General features: G+C 67.7%; 15 protein-coding genes. 7 read left to right on the plus strand and 8 right to left on the minus strand.

Annotated features, from left to right (window positions below; genetic code table 11):
- The first annotated feature begins 3 nt into the window (after positions 1 to 3).
- Both KO481_RS15030 and KO481_RS15035 read left to right on the plus strand, forming a co-directional pair.
- Positions 4 to 849 carry a glycoside hydrolase family 32 protein gene (locus KO481_RS15030; RefSeq protein ID WP_215917711.1) on the plus strand — a complete coding sequence of 282 codons (846 nt, stop codon included), beginning with the start codon at positions 4 to 6 and terminating at the stop codon, positions 847 to 849.
- Between the two features lie 272 nt (positions 850 to 1,121).
- Positions 1,122 to 1,595: a thioredoxin family protein gene (locus KO481_RS15035; protein ID WP_215917712.1), complete on the plus strand. Its 474-nt coding sequence runs from the start codon at positions 1,122 to 1,124 to the stop codon at positions 1,593 to 1,595.
- Between the two features lie 60 nt (positions 1,596 to 1,655).
- Here KO481_RS15035 and KO481_RS15040 read toward each other — a convergent pair whose 3' ends face one another.
- Positions 1,656 to 3,059: an MFS transporter gene (locus KO481_RS15040; protein WP_215917713.1), complete on the minus strand. Its 1,404-nt coding sequence runs from the start codon at positions 3,057 to 3,059 to the stop codon at positions 1,656 to 1,658.
- A gap of 71 nt (positions 3,060 to 3,130) precedes the next feature.
- Between KO481_RS15040 and KO481_RS15045 the strand changes: the two genes are divergently transcribed.
- Entirely contained in the window at positions 3,131 to 4,126 is a 996-nt protein-coding gene (locus KO481_RS15045; RefSeq protein WP_215917714.1) for a GlxA family transcriptional regulator, read from the plus strand.
- Between the two features lie 26 nt (positions 4,127 to 4,152).
- Here the strand turns inward: KO481_RS15045 and KO481_RS15050 are convergent, their stop codons facing one another.
- Both KO481_RS15050 and KO481_RS15055 read right to left on the minus strand, forming a co-directional pair.
- The gene (locus KO481_RS15050) at positions 4,153 to 4,923 is read right to left on the minus strand and encodes a maleylpyruvate isomerase family mycothiol-dependent enzyme (RefSeq protein ID WP_215917715.1); all 771 of its coding nucleotides are present in this window, start codon (positions 4,921 to 4,923) and stop codon (positions 4,153 to 4,155) included.
- Positions 4,924 to 4,988: 65 nt separating this feature from the next.
- Positions 4,989 to 6,017: a glycoside hydrolase family 172 protein gene (locus tag KO481_RS15055; protein ID WP_215917716.1), complete on the minus strand. Its 1,029-nt coding sequence runs from the start codon at positions 6,015 to 6,017 to the stop codon at positions 4,989 to 4,991.
- Between the two features lie 188 nt (positions 6,018 to 6,205).
- Between KO481_RS15055 and KO481_RS15060 the strand changes: the two genes are divergently transcribed.
- From KO481_RS15060 to KO481_RS15070, 3 genes are all read left to right on the plus strand, one after another.
- Positions 6,206 to 8,581: a PEP-utilizing enzyme gene (locus KO481_RS15060; RefSeq protein WP_215917717.1), complete on the plus strand. Its 2,376-nt coding sequence runs from the start codon at positions 6,206 to 6,208 to the stop codon at positions 8,579 to 8,581.
- 93 nt (positions 8,582 to 8,674) lie between these two features.
- Positions 8,675 to 9,613 carry a tyrosine-protein phosphatase gene (locus KO481_RS15065; protein WP_245400907.1) on the plus strand — a complete coding sequence of 313 codons (939 nt, stop codon included), beginning with the start codon at positions 8,675 to 8,677 and terminating at the stop codon, positions 9,611 to 9,613.
- A 69-nt stretch (positions 9,614 to 9,682) separates the two neighbouring features.
- Complete coding sequence (locus KO481_RS15070) at positions 9,683 to 10,204, plus strand: DinB family protein (protein ID WP_215917718.1); 522 nt, start codon at positions 9,683 to 9,685, stop codon at positions 10,202 to 10,204.
- A 46-nt stretch (positions 10,205 to 10,250) separates the two neighbouring features.
- Here the strand turns inward: KO481_RS15070 and KO481_RS15075 are convergent, their stop codons facing one another.
- From KO481_RS15075 to KO481_RS15090, 4 genes are all read right to left on the minus strand, one after another.
- Positions 10,251 to 10,829: an Imm15 family immunity protein gene (locus KO481_RS15075; RefSeq protein WP_215917719.1), complete on the minus strand. Its 579-nt coding sequence runs from the start codon at positions 10,827 to 10,829 to the stop codon at positions 10,251 to 10,253.
- Positions 10,830 to 10,989: 160 nt separating this feature from the next.
- Complete coding sequence (locus tag KO481_RS15080; RefSeq protein WP_215917720.1) at positions 10,990 to 11,373, minus strand: hypothetical protein; 384 nt, start codon at positions 11,371 to 11,373, stop codon at positions 10,990 to 10,992.
- A complete protein-coding gene (locus KO481_RS43940) occupies positions 11,370 to 15,959 on the minus strand; it encodes a DUF6531 domain-containing protein (RefSeq protein ID WP_215917721.1) in 4,590 nt (1,529 codons plus the stop codon). Before KO481_RS43940 ends, KO481_RS15080 begins: the two co-directional genes overlap by 4 nt.
- Before the next feature lie 123 nt (positions 15,960 to 16,082).
- On the minus strand, positions 16,083 to 16,451 hold the full coding sequence (locus KO481_RS15090) for a DUF397 domain-containing protein (protein WP_215917722.1): 369 nt from the start codon (positions 16,449 to 16,451) through the stop codon (positions 16,083 to 16,085).
- Between the two features lie 89 nt (positions 16,452 to 16,540).
- Between KO481_RS15090 and KO481_RS15095 the strand changes: the two genes are divergently transcribed.
- Positions 16,541 to 16,705 carry a hypothetical protein gene (locus KO481_RS15095; protein ID WP_215917723.1) on the plus strand — a complete coding sequence of 55 codons (165 nt, stop codon included), beginning with the start codon at positions 16,541 to 16,543 and terminating at the stop codon, positions 16,703 to 16,705.
- A gap of 74 nt (positions 16,706 to 16,779) precedes the next feature.
- Here the strand turns inward: KO481_RS15095 and KO481_RS15100 are convergent, their stop codons facing one another.
- On the minus strand, positions 16,780 to 19,104 hold the full coding sequence (locus tag KO481_RS15100; protein ID WP_215917724.1) for a LuxR C-terminal-related transcriptional regulator: 2,325 nt from the start codon (positions 19,102 to 19,104) through the stop codon (positions 16,780 to 16,782).
- Positions 19,105 to 19,143 lie beyond the last annotated feature (39 nt).

Consider the following 19,143-nt stretch of genomic DNA (forward strand, 5'->3'; position numbering starts at 1 on the left):
GGTATGCAGGTCACAGCGGGCTCCTTCCGGCTCCTCTACGATCCGAGCGAGGGCCGCGAACAGCCCTGGTACATCAACGATCACACCCTGATGCGCGACGAGTCCGGGCGCTGGCATCTGTTCGGGATCACCCATCCCGAGCCCGCGGACCCCTGGGACGAGACCGAATTCGCGCACGCCGGCGCCGATACGCTGCTCGGGCCGTGGACCGGGCAGCCGCCCGCGTTGCGGGTGGATCGTGACTACGGGGAGACCCACCTGTGGGCGCCGTACGTAATCTACGACGGCGCACGGTATTTCATGTACTACGACGGCGGCGGCGAGGATCGCACGGGGACCGCGATGAACCTGGCGACCTCCACCGATCTGCGGACCTGGACCAGGCATCCGGAGGGGCCACAGTTCCGCGACGGTTACGACGCCCGCGATCCGATGGTGCTGCGCATCGGGGACCGCTGGGTCATGTACTACTGCGCCACCAGCGACCCCGCCGGCGGCAACCATGTGGTCGCCTACCGGACCAGCATCGACCTCGTGCACTGGAGCGAGCGTGCGATCGCGTACACCGATCCCGCGACCGGCACCGGCGCCGGTCCGACGGAATCGCCGTTCGTGGTGCGCCACAATGATTCCTGGTATCTGTTCATCGGTCCGCGCCCGGACTATGTCGGCACCGATGTCTTCCGCAGCGATGATCCCCTGCACTTCCGGCCCGAGGATCACGTGGGCCACATCCACGCGCACGCCGCGGAGATCCTGCAGGACGATGGCACGTGGTGGATCACCAGTGCGGGCTGGGGGCAGGGCGGGGTCCACATCGCGCCGCTGCACTTTCCGGACCGCGCCTGATCGACCGGTTCCAGCGAACGATGTGCCGGAATGCCGCGTGCCGATTGCACAGGAATTCGCTCGCATGCGAGCGCCGCTGTGTCCGCAATCCGATACGGCCGCCGGTCGGCACGACCGGAGTTGGCTATAGTCGAGGCGTATTGATGCTGGTGAGTGATATCGGATAGGTGTTCGAATAGGTCAGCAGCCACCCGCGACGATGACGCGGCCCGGAATTCGTGGAAGAATCCGGCTGTACGGGCGAGTTCGATTTCGAGAGCCGGGAGGGCCGCATGCCGACACAACCGCTGACGCAGCAGACCTTTCAGCCCACCATTGCCAAGGGCGGCATCGTGCTCGTCGATTTCTGGGCGACCTGGTGCGGCTGGTGCACCAAATTCGCGCCGGTGTACGAGGAGTCCTCGCGGATGCATCCGGACATCCTGCACGCCACCGTCGACGCCGATGCCGAACAGCAACTGTCGGCCACCGCGCAGATTCAGAGCCTGCCCACGCTCCTGGCCTTCCGGGAGGGTCTGCCGGTCTACTCCTCGCCCGGCTTCAAGAACGCCGGGCAGCTCGAGGAGATCGTCCAGGAAATCATGTGGCTGAACATGGACGATGTCCGGCGCGAGCTGACCGCCATGCACCCCGAGCTCGCACAGGTCACCAATGCTCCGAAGCAGCAGGCCGCGGTTGTCGTGCGCGGCGCGGGGATTGCGGCCGGGCCCCTGCGCTACGGCTGGCCCGGGCTCGTCGCCCGCTGAGTTTCACACACAACTGTGGCGCATCCGAGGATTTACGGATGCGCCACAGTCGAATTCGTTTCAGGCGGTACGCGCGTCGGGCCGGTACGCCAGCCCGGTGCCCGCCGCGAGCAGCCCGACGACCATCATGAACGCCCATCCGGCGCGGTAGTCGTTCAGCCCCGGCACCGCGGTGCGGGCCAGGATGGCGGTCAGAATCGCCACGCCCAGTGCGGAACTGGTCTGCCGCGCCATCATCAGCGTGCCCGAGCCCAGCGACAGCTGATCCGCGGGCAGCAGCGCCGAGGCGCCGAAGAGCGGCGGCTGCAGCAGGGCGGTGCTCGCCCCGGCCAGGATCGCGCCGGGCAGGAACATCACCGGGTACGAGGTGGAGAATCCGGAGGTCGCGATCCACCAGGCCACGCCCGCGGCAATGGTCGCGCCGCCCAGGGCGGCCGAGGCGCGGGCGCCGATGCGGGCCACGATGCGCCCCGACAGCGGCGACAGCAGTAGGCAGGCGATCGGGATCGGCGCGATGCCCAGGCTGGCGTTCAGCTGCGAATAGTGCCACCGCTCGCTCAGGAACAGCGTCGCGGACAGGATCAGCGCCGCGAAACCCAGGTAGTAGCTGAACACTCCGGCGGTGGCGATGCGGAACGGCTTGTGCCGCAGGATGACCGGGCTCACCACCGGATCCGGGTGCCGCCGCACGTGCCAGGCGAACACGGCGCCGAGGGCCACCGCCGCGACCAGCATGCCCGCCGTGGCGGGGGAGGTGTACCCCCAGGTGGCGGCCTGCACGAAGACGGTGGTCAGTGCCGCGGTCGCGCCCAGGATCAGCGCGGCTCCGAGCAGATCCAGGCGCCGCTTGGCCTGCTGGCGGATATCGGGCAGCACTCGCAGCCCGAATGCGAAGGCTGCCACCGTGAACGGGACATTCAGCAGGAAGATCCAGCGCCACCCGGCCTCGAGCAGTAGCCCGCCGATGACCGGCCCGCTGCCCGCTCCGGCGGCGGCGATCGCGGTCCAGATCCCCATCACCGTCGCGTGTTCGCGAGTATCGAACACCGGCAGCACCAGCCCCAGTCCGGTCGGCACCAGCAGTGCCGCGGCCACCGCCTGCGCGATGCGGGCCGCGATCAGCAGGCCCAGGCTCGGTGCGGCGGCGCACGCGATCGACGCCAGCCCGAAAAGCGCTATGCCGATGAGGAATCCGCGCTTGCGGCCGGTGTCGTCGGCGAGGCGGCCCGCGGGGACCAGCAGCGCGGCCATCACGATCGTGTAGGCATTGAGAACCCAGGACACCGTGCTCGCGCCGGCGTGGCCGAACGAGGCCTGCAGCGTCGGGAAGGCCACCGTGACCGCGAACAGATCCAGGATGGCCAGGTACTGGGCGACGGCGGCCACGGCCAGGACCCGCCATCGCCGCGGTGACCCGGTGCCCGGTGTGAACTGTGGCGTCTTGACGCTGGCGGTAACTGTCATGAGTGCAACTATTCCGCCACGGGATTTCGGCGAGAAGTGTCAGAAACGACAATATGCGCTAGATTACTGACATGACCGAGAATCGCGCCGGAACCATCGCGATCGCCGTCGCCCCCGGGCAACCGATCTTCGAGGTGGCCATTCCGTATCAGGTGTTCTTCGAGCCGCCCCCGGGCGTGGACGCCGCGGGCTGGTACGACCTGCGACTGTGTGGCCCGCGCGGCATACGCCATGCGACACTGCGGGATCCGTTCGTGACGCTCACCGATTACGACTACGACGATCTGATCGCCGCCGAGACCGTCATCGTGCCGGCCACTCCCGATGTGCGGCAGGACCCTCCGGCGGATCTGGTGGAGGCCGTGCGCGCGGCGTACGAGGCGGGGGCGCGGGTGGTGGCGCTGTGCTCGGGCGCGTTCGTGCTCGCCGCGGCCGGGCTGCTGGAGGGGCACCGCATGACCACGCACTGGAAACATGTTGGCGCGCTGCTGGATCGGTTTCCCCGGCTGGACGTCGACTCGTCGGTGCTCTACATCGATGACGGCCGGATCCTGACCAGCGCGGGCACGATGGCCGGCATGGATCTGTGTATCCACCTGATCCGCAAGGATCTCGGCGCCCAGGTCGCCAACGCCGTGGCCCGCAGCATGGTGGTGCCGCCCCACCGCGCGGGCGGGCAGGCACAGTATGTGCCCTCGCCGGTGCCGCTCGCCGCGGCGGCCGATTCCGGGCTCACCGCCACCCTGCAATGGGCGCTGGAGCGTCTCGAAAGTCCGCTGACCGTAGGCGATCTCGCCAAGCGTGCCGGGCTCGGCGAGCGGACGCTGGCGCGGCGCTTCCACGCCGAACTCGGCGCCACCCCGCTGCAGTGGCTGCTTACTCAGCGCCTCATTCGCGCCCGGGAACTGCTGGAGGCCACCGATCTCGGGGTCGACATCGTCGCCGAGCGCTGCGGCCTGGGCAGCGCCGCCAATCTACGCGCCCATTTCGGCCGCGAGGTCGGCGTCTCACCGAGCGAGTATCGCCGCTCGTATCGGTCCGGCAGGCACGAGGTCGTCACGACCTGAATTACGGTGTGGCGCAAGCACGCCGGTCAGAACGCGGTCCGCTCGAGCCAGGTGGTGAGGACCTTCGGATCGCCGGACACCGTCAGTGCCGGGTGGTCGGCCGGGATGCGGCGCAACAGCAGCAGGTACAGATCGGTGGCCGTACCCGCGACGGTGACCGAGGCCGCGTGCTGTTCGGTGGTCCATGCGATCCCGTCCCCCGCACGGTGGACGAACCATCCGCCGTGGCCGTCGGTGGAGTGCAGCGCGAGCGTTCCCTCGTCCAGCGGGTGGGTGAACCGCGCGAGGTCCGGCTGTGCCGAGGCGCCCTCGATGATGCTCAGCAGTTCGGAGAGTCCGTCGGCGCCCAGCGCGCCCTCGAGGTCCACCGTGCGGTCCAGGGCCAGCAGTGCGTCCGCGCGATGCCCGGTCACCTCGTGCAACCGCCGGCGCACCCACCACTCGGCCGGGCGCGGGCCCCCGAACGGCGTCCACACCGGCGCGTCGGGGCCGGTGGCGTCGACCGCCTCGATGACCGCCCGCGCGCCCTCACGCAGCCACTCGGCAGCCTCCTGGACCTCGTGGGGACGGCGGATGCCGGGCACCTCGGCGAAGTCCAGGCGCTCGGTGGCGCGATCGGTCACCATCGCGGCGGCCCACCGGTGCCCGCCCCCGACGTGGGCCACCAGATTGGCCAGCGACCAGCCCGGGCACGCCGGAATCGGGGTGGCCGGGTCGGTCGACAGGTAGAACTCGGCGAGCCGGTCGTTCTCCGTCAGCAGCGCGCCGCGCACCGCGGACGTGTCGAGTGTGGTCACGAATTCGACCGTACTGGACCGGAATCCGGATGACTACGGCCGAGCTGCACCGCGGGGCACGACGATCAGGGCCGCTGCCGGCGTCCGGTGACCGAGCGATGCTGATACCACCAGGCGGTGGTGGCGATATCGGCGTCCTCGAGCGGGAGATACTTGCCGTCATTGCCCCAGCCCAGGGCCTGCAGGGTGACCCGCAGGCCACGGTCGAAGCAGATGGGATCCTGCACGTGCCAGCGGTACATGCCGAATCGCTGCTGCGGCTGATAGATCTGGTCCGGCGGTAGCACCTGCACCAATCCCAGATACGGCGTCGAGTAGGTGCGATAGGCGTTGTCGAGATCGAAATTCCATGCCCCGCCGAAATAGTCCTCGGTGCCGGTGCCGCAGATCGTGGGGAATTCGGTGTCGCCGTCCAGGTAGAACTTCATCTCGCCCTCGCCCCACCAGCCCGGGGCGTTGGGCGAGATCGCCAGGTACGTCCCGACATACCGGCCCGGGCCGGGAATGTCGTCCAGGACGGTGTGCACGGCCGGATGCCCCAGCGGATTACTGCGCCGCCACCGTGCGTGCAGATAACCGGCCGCGCGCGGCACATCCTGTTCCAGATAGGTCACCTGGTAGTAGACCGGAACCGCGTGATCGCCGCCGTTGGTCAGCGTGATGCGGGCGTGTGCGCGAAAGGGCATGGGCCAGTAGCTGTTCAGGCCGCCCGCCGGGGCGACCACCATCATCTCCGAATCGACCAGTGCCAGTTGGTCCCACGCGTTGCAGAAGAACGAGCCCAGCGGCAGGTCCACGGCCGGTTCGGAATCGGTGTCCCAGTAGACCCGCAGTGTGATGTCCTGCAGCGCGGTGCGGTCGGTGGTGAGCCAGAAGTGCCGGATGATCGCGGGGCCCTCGATATCGGCTAGCGTCGCGGTCTGCCCCGCCGCGAGATCGATCGAGGGGGACACCTTCCATCCGACGCCGAGGTCTCCGGCCGCGCCCGCACCGGTTCCGGTTGTCGCGCGGCCGCCCGCCCCGGGCGCGCCCGTCGGATTCTCCGGGCTGATGGAGCGGGTTCGTCCCTGATCGAGCCGCCATATCTCGTGCACCTAGCGGATTTTTGCACGCCCGGGCGGGGGGCGGAGGTAAATCGCCGGACCGGCCTACCGGTGCGGGTCCCGATCAGCAATCCCGGGGTCCCGCTGACCGAGACTTGACCCGATCGCGGGGCGCTGTGGTGGTGAAGGTGTGTGAACGGCATCACGTCCATTCGTGAGCCGCGAGGAGGAATGAGTCGATGCGGGTTCTGATCACCGGAATCACCGAGCCCACCGGTCGCGCGGTGGCGCGCATGCTGCTGGCCGCGGGCCACGAGGTCGCGGGCCTGGACGTCCGGCGCCATCGCTACGTCGATCCCCGGGTGCCGGTCCGGGTCGGCGACTGCGCCGACGCGGCGACGGTGGCCGCGGCGATCGAGGGCTGCGACAGCATCATTCACCTGTCGGGCCGGCCGGTCGCGGCGGTGGCGAGGGCGGCGCGCGCGGCGGGTGCACGGGTCATCGTTCCCGCGCTGGCCGGGGAGGACACCGCGGTGGCCGCCGCGCTGGCCGGATCGGAGGCGGCCCTGCTCGTTCGCACCGCGCTGGTCGCCGGGCGCCGAGTGGAGTCCGGCGGCCGGACCGTCGTGCGGACCCTGCTGGGAACGCCCGCGCCGCAGGGTGTTCAGCTGCTGCACACCGACGATCTCGAGCGCTTTCTGGTGCTGGCCGCGACCGGGGATCGCTCCGGCGTGGTCGATTTGGCCGCTCCCGGCGAGGTCTCCGCGGCGGACGCGCGGCGGGCACTGGGATCCTCGGGTGTGCGCGCCGGTTCGGGAATCGTCCCGCCGCGGCTGGATACCACTGCCGCGCAGCAGGATTGGGGCTTCCGGTGCGGCTGGAACGCCTCGGAGGTGCTCGAGGACATCGCCCGCGGTCTCGTCGGCCGCAAGCCGTCCGGCGACGGATTCGCCACTCGCTCAGGACATATCCCGTTGCCCGCGCACGTCGTGCCGTCCCGATCGCCGGTCTCCGACGACGGTCCGCTGGTTGATGCCGCACCCGAGGGCTGGGAGGGCGAATTCGACGATCGCATCGATCCCCGCATCCCGGTGTGCACCGCCACCAACACCTCCGAGGCGATGCCGGGCCCGATGACCCCGCTGACGATCGATCTGCAGGCCGGTGCGATCCGGCTGGGCAACGAGGCCATGGGCCACATGATCGCGCTGGAGGGAATAGCCCTGGAACACTGGGTATCCCGTGTCACCTCGGTGCTGGGCCACAACTTCTACATCAACGCCTCCATCGGTGTGCTGGCCGCGGCGAACATGCCCGGCTGGGACGAGGAGACCATCCGCAGGGACGTCTACGGCTCCATCCCGGCCGAGGTGCCGCTGCAGCCGCAGGGCCCCCCGCCGATGCCGACGGGTCTGGCCGGGCGGATGGGCACGCTCACCGCGACCGGCCGGGTCGCGGCGACCGCCCTGAAATACCGGGAGACCGCCGAACTCATCAACGCCGCCTCCCATCGAGAGGCGCTGACCCGCACCGAGATCGGTGAGCTCGCCGACGAGCAGCTGCATGCCCGCGCGCTGCTGTGGCGCGACCGCCTCAATCAGGCCTGGCAGGCCGCGGCCATCGGCGTCATGCTGGTCGGCGCGGCCGCGGCGACGCACAAGGGCGAGGTGAAGATCGATCTGGATCGCCTGGAATCGGCCAAGCCGATGCTGGCGGTCGAGCGGCTCGCCGCGCTGTGCCGCGCGGACGCCGGGCTGCAGGCCGTGGCCCGCACCGGCGATGTGGCCGCGGCACGGGAGAAGTCCCCGGAATTCGCCGCCGCGCTCGATCAGGAGCTGGCCCGGATCGGCCATCGCGGTCCCGGCGAGTGCGAACTGCTCAACCTGCCGTTCGGCGACCGTCCCGGACTGCTGGTGACCGCGGCGGCTCGGGCCGCGGAACTGCCTGCCCCACACCGTGATCCGGTGGCACCGCCCAAGGGTCGCACCGCGGCGATGGCGGTCGGCGCGCAGGTGTATCGGGAGCGCGCTCGCGATGCGGTGGTGCGCCTGACCAACTGCCTGCGCATGGCCACCCGGGAGCGGGCCGCACGGCTGATCCGCGCCGGACTGCTGCACGAGGCCGAGGATTCGGCGTACCTGACGCTGGACGAAATCCTCTGGGCTCCTGAGGATCTGGCCGATCGGGTAGCTCGCCGCCGCGCCGAGCGGACGCGCCTGCAGGGGATTCGCATGCCCGAGTTGATCATCGGCACCTGGGAGCCCGAGGCGGTATCGGGTGCGCTCGCCGTCGGCGAAACCCTCACCGGCCTGGGCGTGAGCGCGGGCGTGGTCGAGGGCACCGTGAAACTCATGCTGTCCCAGGACGACGACATCGAACCCGGCGACATCCTGGTGGCCCCGGTCACGGACACCGGTCACACCGCGATGTTCGCCTACGCCGGGGCGGTGGTCACCGATATCGGGGGCGCGGCCTCGCACGCGGCGATCGTCGCGCGCGAATTCGGCATTCCCTGCGTGGTGGACACCAAGACCGCCAGCACCGGACTCGTCGACGGCCAGCGCGTGCGGGTGGACGGCGCGGCGGGCACCATCACGGTCCTCGCCGATGCCTAACGGCGCTGGGGCGCAACGACGTTCCGCGTGAGGCCACGCGGACGGGTCCGGGCCCGGCGACCTGCACGGGCCCGACACAGGAGAGGGGAACATATGTCGATTTCACATGTCCTGCGCGCGCCTATGGCCGGTGCGGCGGCGGCGTTACTGGCGCTGTGCCCGGTGGTCACCACCGCGGCATCGGCCGAGCCTGCCGCCATCGTCCACATGGCGCCGGCGGCCACCGCGTCCGGTATTCATACCCTGGGAATCGCCACCGCGCCCAATGCCCGTGACATCGGCGGCTATCCGACCCAGCAGGGCGGAATGATCCGCTACGGCCAGGTGTTTCGCAGCGACGCGCTGAACAAGCTCACCGCGGCCGACCAGCAGGCGCTGGCCTCGCACAATATCGGCACGGTCCTGGACTTCCGCAGCCCGAACGAGGTGAAGGCCGCCCCCGACCAGCTGCCGTCCTCGATCTCGTATCAGGCACTGCCGGTGTGGAATCCGAGCAACGACTTCTACCTGCAGATCGAGAAGATCATCGACGGCGGCCCGCAGGCGCAGCAGGCGAACCTCGGCGGCGGCAAGGGCGTGGCGCTGATGAGCAACTATTACCGCTGGATGATCACCGACGCCACCGCGCGCGCCCAATTCGCCACGGCCATCAAGGATCTGGCTCACGCACCGAGCGCGGTGCTCTACCACTGCACTGCCGGCAAGGACCGGACCGGCTGGATGACGGCCCTGGTGATGAGTGCGCTCGGCGTGCCCAGGGGCCTGATCTACAACGACTACCTGGCCTCCAACCAGTACCTGGCGGCCTCGAACCAGGCCGAGCTGGCGGCACTGCAGAAGGCGGGCCTGGTCACCGATCCCTCCCTGCTGGCCCCGATCCTCGGTGTGCAGCGCGACTTCCTGGACGCGGCGTTCGACCAGGCGAGCAAGTCGTTCGGATCCCTCGACGGCTTCCTGTCCAACGGGCTCGGCATCGATGCCGCGACCCGGCAGGCGCTGACGGCCAAGCTGGTCGACAGCTCCGGGCACTGACTCACCCAGCCGCCGCGGCGACCCCGGAATTCGGTGTCGCCGCGGCGGCGGGCGCTCTAGTGTCGGGACATGACTTGGACCGTTCCCGAGGTGCAGCGCACCCATGCGATGGCGGTGGGCGGCGAGCGCGAGACGCTGCAGTCGTGGCTGGATTTCCATCGGGCCACGCTGCTGTGGAAGTGCCGCGGCCTGACCGCGGAGCAGCTGAAGACCCGCAGCGTGGAACCCTCGGCGATGTCGCTGCTGGGCCTGATCCGGCACATGACCGAGGTGGAGCAGGCGTGGTTCCGGCGTCGCTCGGCGGGCCAGGAGGTGCGGGCCCCCTATTCCACCGCCGAGCACCCCGACGGCGACTTCGACGACCTCGCCGAGGCCGATCCGGAGCGCGATATCGCCCTGTTCCACACCGAAATCCGGCTCAGTGACGAGGCGGTGGCCACGCTGCCGCTCGAGCACACCTTCGTCCACCCGCGCTCGGGCGCCCGGCTGAGCCTGCGCTGGGTCTACCAGCACATGATCGAGGAATACGCCCGCCACAATGGCCACGCGGATTTGCTGCGCGAGCGGATCGACGGGGTTACGGGGGATTGAGTTCGGCCCATGAATCGATGGAGCGGTCTCCTTGTGTGCTGCTCACCTACTCGTTTGAAACAAGCTCCCCGACATCCTCGGCAGCCGGTACCAGGTAGATGCGGTCGAGAAAAGGATCTGAAAAGTTGCTATGCCGCCAGCCTTCGAAGCATTGCATCTCAGGAAGATCCTCCAGCGCTGATTTCACGAATTCGGAGGATGCTGATCTCGGTTGCTCCATCCGAAACCGGCGCATTTCGGGAGCGTTCATGTTTCCGATCCAGAACTGAGGTGTGATTATCCAGTCGCCGCCGGATGTTTCGCGCCATTGGCCGCCGTCGTCGTAGTCCCACCAATCGGTAATCGAAACCATCACGAGGTAGCCTTCTGTGCTTGCTGTCCATCTACTATCGGGTTTTGTGGATTCGATCAGGTGACGTACCGCGGCTCTGACCAGTAATGTGTTCTGCGTCTGAACGGGCTCGCCTTGGAGAAAGGCGATTTGAGTGAGCCGGGAATATAAGGGTACCTCGTCGAACGTTTGTGTGCGAAACGGTGGTCTGCAGACATCTTGGAGCTGCTCTATCTGTATAAGATGCTTGAAATCGCTTTGGTATCGGGAATCTAATTCCAGCATTTTATACATTCCATCCATAGTCTCGTAGCCAGTTGGTTACATGTTTCGGCCAGTTCTGTTAACTACTGAATCAATGGCTGTCCGGCCCGGTCAACGAGGTGTAATCGTCATCTATAAGCTCAATTTTGCTGTGACGGTTACATCCGCAGTTCTTTGTCGGAGTGGCGTCTCATTTTGATAATTTTTCCGCACGCTTTTCAATAGATTCTCTATCGAAGATCAGCGGATCGAAAGAGATGATGTACTCCGTGCTATCCGATATCTCGATATCGGCCACGACATCGCCCTGTGAATTGGTTGCGGCAATCTCCCCTTCGTATGCCTGTTGCAGGTTCCTGGCAAATTCGAGAATCTCTGACCAGTCGAATACTGCTTCCCCTGCGTCCACTTGGCGCTGAAAGTCCTCCCAGGTAGACCCGTTCGGGAAACGGCCCGATCCGTCAAGAGTCAGAATCGTCCACCTGAAATCATTCGTCTTGAATACTTCGACTATATCGACCAGCGGAACCAGTGTTTGGTCTTTGCTCCACATGGGTATTGAAATTGTGATCATTTGGGATACCTTAGTGTGATCGCAGGTCCGTGCTGTGGTGTTCCACCGGATGGATTTGGTACCCAGTCGTGTTGGTGTGGGTTCTCGTGGTTGCTGGGACGTCCGTGATCGGTGAAATGGATATCTCGCGTTGGTTTGCCGTCGATCCATTCGCGTGCAGTTCGATAATCGCCGTTCCTTCCGTGTGCTATTCCTAGCTGAGAATGTGGATAATTGGTATCCGGAACCGGATTTCCGTGCTTGTCTCTCGGAAGTCCTCCTTTGAGCCGATTACCATCTGTATCGAACTTATCGCCTCGATCGGGGTACCCGGCCAGATCGTTAGTATTGCTTTTTCCCTGGCCGGTGCCTTCGCAGGCGAGACCCAGCGGATCGATCCATGCGGTTGGGTTGTGCGGATAAATGTTAGGGTTCGGTGCAGGTACTAGGCCGAGTGGGTCTTGAGTGAGATAACGGCCAGTTGAAGGGTCGTAAAATCGATTGCAGTTATAGTGCAAGCCGGATTCGACGTCATGGATCTGGCCAGGGAGGCGCAGGAGGGTTTGTGTTGTGCCGTGCCAGGTAGTGTAGCCCCAGATATCCGCGTCGCCTAGAGCTGCGGGGTATCCGGTAGCGGGGTCGATAAGTTCGGTAGGAGTGCCGACAAGGTCGGTGGCGATGGCGTAGAACTCACGGTCGATTGTCGCCCGAGCGATCGTTTGTGTGAGCGGGGTGTATGTGCCGGGCTCATATGTCCACCGAGTGGTGATTCTATTGGCGTATTGCTCGGTGAGGTGGGTGTTGTCCCAGGTGTAGTCGGTGCGTTCGAGTACGTGGCCTTCGTTGGTGAGGTGTTGTTTGGTGGTGCGGCGGCCGAGGGCGTCGTAGGTGTAGTGCCACCATTGGCGGTCGGGGGTTTGGATGTCGGTGAGTTGGTCGAAGGCGTTGTAGCGGTAGTGCCAGACGGCCGACTGGCGGGAGAGGCGTTTTACCTCCTTGCGGATGAGGCGTCCGGCGGGGTCGTAGGTGTAGCGGGTGCGGCCGTTGCGGAGCAGGAGGTTGTTGCGGTATTCGCGGCGGCCTTCGGGGATGTCGCCGGGGGCGGTGATGGGGGTGGTGGAGTCGGGGGCGTGGTCGGTGGGCAGGGGTGAGATGGGGGTGGGGGTGCTCGGTGGGAGGGTGCCGGTGATGTTGGAGAGGGGGTCGTATTGGTAGTGCTGGGTGGGGTGGCTGGTGTGGGTGAGGGTGGTTATTCGGCCGGCGGGGTCGAGGGTGTAGGTGCGGTGTTCGGGAGTGACGCCGGGGCGGGTGGTGGTGTGGTGGGTGAGGTAGCCGTCGGGGCGCCAGGTGTAGTTGTCGCGGCGCAGGATTCGGGTCGGTGCGCCGGGAGAGGGTGGGGTGGCGGTGAGTTCGCGGTGCGTGACGTGGCCGACGGGGGAGAGGGTTTGTTCGAAGGTCAGGGCATCCAGGGTCCAGCCGGTGGGGCGGCCCAGGAGGTCGTGGGTGAATCCGATGCGGTGGCCGTCGGTGGTCAAAGCGGAAATGCGGCCGGTGGGGTCGCGGTCCCACGTGGTGAGCGAGCCGGTGGGGGAGCGGCGAGCCGTGCGGTAGCCGTGGGCGTCGTAGGCGCACTGCATCGGGGGATGGTTGTCTACACGCTGGGAGGCGAGCTGGCCGGTGGGGGTGTAGGTGAAATCCAGGGTGTGGGTGGGGTCTTGGCCGGTGCCGGAGGTTGCGGTGAGAGGGCGGCCGACGAGGTCGTGGGTGTAGTGGAGGTATTCGCCGGTGTCGGCTTGGATGCGGACCAGGTTGCCCAGGGGGTCGTACCAGTGGCGGCGGGTTACGCCGGTAGGGCCGGTGACGGCGGCGACCCGCCCACCGGGGTCGTGCGTGTATTGCGTTGTGGCGCCGGAGTAGTCGGTCTCCGACGCGAGTAGCCCGGCGGTGTTGTATGTGTATTTCCACGTTTGGCCGAGGGGGTTGATGACGCCGGTGAGGCGGCGCTCGGTGTCCCAGGTGTAGCGGGTGGTGGTGTGGTCGGGATCGGTGCGGGTCCCGAGGAGGTCGAATGTGCCGTAGGTGTAGCGGGTTTCGCCGCCGGCACGGTCGGTGTGGGTCAGGAGGTTGCCCTCGCCGTCCCAGGTCCAGGATTCGGTGTGGCCGTCGGGATCGGTGCGGGACAGGAGTTTTCCCTCACCGGACCATGCGTATCGGGTGATACCGCCCAGGGCGTCGGTCACCGTCGACAGGCGGCCGAGGTGGTCTCGCTCGATGTGAGTGACGGACCCGTAGGGATCGGTGACCGCGATCGGATTGCCCGCGGCGTCGGCGACGATAGTGGTTGTGGCGCCGGTTGATTCGGTGATCGTGCTGATCGCGCCGTTAGGATGGTGGCCGTATTCGGTGCGGACTCCCGCCTCGTCGATTGCGGCAGTGAGATTGCCGCGGGCGTCCCATTCCCGGTGGCGGGTCGAGCCGTCCGCGTCGGTGACCGTCACGGGGCGGTTACGGGCGGCGTAATCGATGGTGAGGGTGTGCTGGTCGGGGCGAGTGATTCTCGTCAGGTCGCCGTCGCGGGTGTAGTGGTAGGTGGTGGTGTTGCCGTTGGGGTCGGTGACGCGGACCGGCTTGCGGCTGGGCAGGTACAGGGTGGTGGTGCGGCCACCGTCGGGGGTGATGGTGCCGGTCAACTGTAGGTCGGGGTTGAACTCGAATACCGTTGCCGCGCCGAGGGAGTCGGTGACCGTGGTGCGGTGGCCGGACCCGTCGGGGTAGGTGAAGTAGTCGAACTCCGCGTTTATGAATCCGTCGGTGCCGTGCTGGGAGATGACGCGTCCGGCCGGGTCGTAGGTGTTGGTCAGGGAGGTGCTGTTGGAGTCGGTCCAGGAGGTGATGCGGTGCTCGGGGTCGTAGGTGTAGGTGGTGGTCGCGCCGACCCCATTGCTAACGGTGGTGAGTTCACCTGCCCGGTAACCGAAGTCGCGGATGCGAGTGACGATCTCGTCGTGATCGTTCGCGCCGCTATCGGGAGAGCCGACGACCGATAGGCCGGTGATGCGGCCCGCGGCGGTGTCGATGCGGACGTGGTAGCCGCCCGAGTGGGTGATGTGGGTGGGGGTTCCGTCGGGGGCGTAGTGGAATTGGGTCCAATTGCCGTGGCGGTCGCTGATGCCGCTGATGGCGTAGTTGCCCAATTGCGCATCCAAACCGGCGAGGGTCGGTTCGGGTTCGAAGTGGTAGGTGAGCTCGCGGTCGGGGTCGTGGACTCGGTAACCACCGGTGTCGGTGCGGGTCAACGGCCATGACAGGCCCGGCTTCTGCGGGAGGACCGGGATTCCGGGTTCCGAATGCGGATACGGGAGCAGGATGCCGTCTTCGCCGAGGAAGGTGAGCGTGTCGGACTCGATCACGATGCGCATGTCCAGGGTGGCGGACCAGGACGGGCCGAACCAGCGGCCGAAGCGGTAGCTCGAGCGATGGCGGCGGGTCAGGGTCAGCGCCAGGATGCCGGGGAGGTCGAGATCGGTTTCCGGGAGCAGGAATTCGCCGGTGGCGCCGTCGACCGGGTCACCGCAGCCGGTGGTCTGCTCGGTGGTGCGGTTGTGTTCGGAGCCGGGTTTGGTGGCTTCCTCGTTCGCGCCGTGGTCTTTGGTGGCGCGGTCTTGCGGGGTGTCGGCGTCGTGTGAGGAGGTGTGGGTGTCGGTGGACTCGTGGGACGTCGTGTGGGTGTCGGTGTCGCTGTTATGGCTGCTGGTGTGGGTGTCGGTGTCGTGCGTCGAGGTGGGTTTGTCCGAGACCGGGTGGGTGCTCGCGGGTTTGGTGTGGGGGCTACTCTCGTGCGGGGTGTGCCCGCGGCGTTCGAGCGCCTTGGTCAGGTCCTCCCAAACGCCCTTGAGTTTCTTCAGCAGCGGGGTGAGCCTCTTGATCGAGGCGGCGAGCTTTTCGAAGAGTTTCGCGATCGTCTCGCACGTCTTGGCGACGTAGGTGGTGGCCTGGGCGGCCACCAGGGGTGTGGCCGCGCCGAGGGTGAAGGCCTCCTCCGCGGCCCACGCGGCCAGGTGCCCGACCGCCTGGGCGACGATGTCGCGGACGGTCTGGCGGACGAAACCCACGATGCCGCCAGCGAGTTCGATGGCGCTCGAGGCCGACGCCGCGGCCGTGGCGGCGGTGGTCAGCAGGTCGGTGGTGGCCTGGGCGTGGGTCTTGTAGGCGTCGGCGGCCGCGCCCTGCCAGTCCGAAACATCCTTGGCGACAGAGGATTTGTGCTTGTCGGCGGCCTGAGTCAGAAACGTGGAGACATTGGACCAGGTCTTGGCGTAGGCGGTGATCGCGTCGGGATCCCCGGCGACGTAGTTCAGGGCCTCCTGCAACGGTTTGACATGCTCGATCAGGAATCCGACACCGTAGGAGGCCAGGGTGCCGACCGGATCGACCACCAGCTGGGCGACGTCCATCCCGGCGCCCAGGATCGACAGGCCACTCTCGATCCACGATCCCGACGAGATCGAGTCGTGGAGGCCGGCAACGTCTTCCGCGATGCCGATGCCCGAATACCACTGCGTGGAATCCTGCCGCGAAGCGATCAGCGGATTGGATGTATCGCCCACCGCAGAACCCCCGCCCCCTGGGACCGTCGCTCGATCGCGTGAATCACCATCGTCCCAGCAATATAGCCAATCCTCGTCGTGAGTATCGACCTGCTGCCGCGGTTCGTGCCGCGCGATCCGGTGCTATGCGGCGGCGAACTCGCCCGCGTGGATGCCGGAGACGTAGGCGGTCCATTCGGCGGGGGTGTAGGTGAGGGTGGTGCCGTCGGGGGAGCGCAGGGTGGCGCCGCCGTCGGGGTGGACGGTGAGGGCGGGCAGGCCGGGGGCGGTGGTCGGGTGGCCGGTCGCCAGGGATAGGAAGGCATTCCAGGAGGCGACGGGGATCGCGATGATCGGTTGTGCGGCAGGGGGGTTGGCGGGGTTGCGGAGGTATTTGCTGTCGCGGATCAGGGCGGTGCCGGGGGTGAAGCGGACCTCGACGCAGCTGGCGGCGTCACGGGAGAACGAGGATTTGAACCAGGGAATCTCACCGAGAGAGTGCCTTTTGCTCATGTGGCCGAGCTTAGCTCGTGTTCTGTTCGCTTGATCAGTTCGAGAGACTCGTTCCGACTTGGTACGAGTGCGAAGCAAGTGTTGTAGAGATGATTGAGTTCCCGGACGACGCGGCCGACGGTCGCTACCTGGAGACCCGCGCCGAACACATCACCCTCCGTCCCGCCGCGCCCCAGGACTTCAGCGCCCGCTTCGCCACCTGGATCGACAGAGCCCGAACCTGCCTCCGTGAGGACGAATACGAGTCCTGGTAGGTATCACGGGCTGGGGCAGTAGATTCGCACGTCATTATGTGGCAGACAGGTTCGATTCGGCGATGCAGCCCGCCTCACAGGTCGTGGTCGTGGGCCCAGGCCGCGATCTGGGTGCGGGAGGTGAAGTCGAGCTTGGTCAGGATGTGGTCGACGTGGGTTTCCGCGGTGCGGACCGAGATGACCAGCTCCGTGGCGATGCGCTTGTTGCTGTACCCGGCGGCGATCAGGCGCGCGACGTCCGTCTCGCGGCGGGTCAGCACCGCGGGGGCGGCGCCGTCGACGCGCTTGGGCTGCACGGTATCCGGTGTCAGGGCCGCCGCGGCCTCGGTGGTGCGGCCCAGGGCGTAGTCGATGGCGGCGGGTAGCGGCAGCGCCGACCCGCTGTCGTAGGCCGCGCGGAATTCCTCCTCGCCCAGTGCATCCCGGACCCGCACGCGTACCTTGTCGCCGATCGCGGTGGTGATGGTGTGGGCCAGGCGCACGGTGCTGCGCTGCAACGTCAGCGCCGCGCCCATCAGCCGGGCCGAGCGCTCCATATCCCCGCGCGCGGCGGCCGACCAGGCCATCCCGTCGAAGACCGAGGCCAGCCATACGCACCGGTCGAAATCGGCGAACGTCTCGACCGCGCGGCTCATGAACGCCGCGGCGGCATCCTGATTGCCGTGCCGCCAGTGATCGATCCCCACCGACCACAGGGCCAGGCCGCCGAGCATGTGGGGGCCCCGGCGCTCGGTCATCGCCCGGAACGCCTCGGCGATCGCGGTCGAGCGATCGTCCTCCAGCAGGGTCGCGCACATGAATCCGAAGGAGAGACTGTCCATTTCGGTGGCGGCGACGCCCGCCTCGCGAGCCAGGGCGACGGCCTGGTCCGACAGTGCGAGCGCCCGGCCGGTGTCGCCGTCGGCGAACGCGATCAGTGCCGCGTCCAGCCGTGCCTCGGCCAGTACGTCGGCGGTGCCCAGTTCCGTTGCCATCGTGACGCTTTCGTCGGTCAGCCGGGCCGCGGACTCGCGGTCGGCCAGCAGCGCGGCCAGCGAGGCCGCCGAGGCCAGCCCGCGCGCGCGTTCGGGCGAGGCGGTCGCCGGCGTGCGGGCCAGCGCGTCGGTGAGCCAGCGATAGCCCTCGGACAGGAACCGGTAGTGCTCCCAGTACGGCCGCAGCGCGGTGGCCGCGTCCATGGCCAGCTCGGGGGCATCGGTGAGCGAGAACTGCAGGGCCGAACGCATATTCGCGTGCTCGCGGGCCAGGGTGCGGAACCAGTCCAGGTCCTCGGCGTTGCCGTAGGCGCGCTGGCCGCGCAGCGCCAGGCGCCGGTAGTGGTCGCGGTGTCGCGCCCGGACCGCGGCCTCGGCGCCGGATTCGAGCAGCCGGTCGTGCCCGAACTGCCGAATTGGTTCCAGCATCGAATATCTGGCGAAGTCCTCCTCGGAGCGCAATACCAGCACCGACTTGTCGACCAGGCCGGTGAGCGCGCCGAGCAGGTCCGGCTCGGCCCCGGGCAGCGTGCACACGGCCTCGGCGGCATCGATGTCCAGACCGCCCGCGAAGACCGAGAGTTGTTGCCACAGCACCTGTTCGGCGGGAGTGCACAGCTCATAGCTCCAGCGGATCGCGCCCTCGATGGTCTGCTGCCGCTGCGGCGCCGTGCGGGGACCCGAGCGCAGCAGGTCCATGGTGTCGTCCAGGCGGTCCAGAATCTGGGCCGGGCTGAAGACCCGGAATCGCAACGCCGCCAGCTCGAGTGCCAGCGGCATGCCGTCCAGCCGGCGCGAGATCTGCGCCAGCGTCGCCCGATTGGCCGGCGTGCTGGCGAATCCCGGTGTGACGGCGCTCGCGCGCTCGACCAGCAGCCGCACCGCATCGCTGTCGGCGTCCCGATCGGCCGTGGCCCCGGACGCGCCGGGCCGGTCGCCGACCGGCAGCGGCGGCACCGGCATCACCTGCTCGCCCCCGATGCCCAGCACCTCCCGGCTGGTGGCCACGACACGCACGTCGTCGGTCGCGGTGACGATGCGCTCGGTCACCGCGGCGCACGCGTCGATGAGGTGTTCGCAGTTGTCCAGGATCAGCAGCAGCCGCCGCCCGGCCAGGAATTCCAGCAGCCGCGGCAGCGGGTCGGTGGTGTCGTCGCGCAGATTCAGGGCCTCGGCGACGCTGAGCGTCACCAGGTCCGGATCGCGCACATCGGCCAGTTCGACGAGCCATACCCCGTCGCGAAAGGCTCGCCCCACCGCCGAGCCCAGCTGCCGGGACAGGCGGGTCTTCCCAACCCCGCCGGGTCCGAGCAGCGTCAGGACCCGCGTGGTCGGCAGGAGTCGCCGCGCGGCGGCCAGTTCGTCGTGGCGGCCGACGAAGCTGGTGACCTCGGCGGGAAGATTCCCGGTGACACGCCGCGCCATGCCCGCAACCCTATACGGGAACCGGTCGCGCGCGGACCG

The organism is Nocardia albiluteola (genome assembly GCF_018860155.1).
GTDB classification, from domain to species: domain Bacteria; phylum Actinomycetota; class Actinomycetes; order Mycobacteriales; family Mycobacteriaceae; genus Nocardia; species Nocardia albiluteola.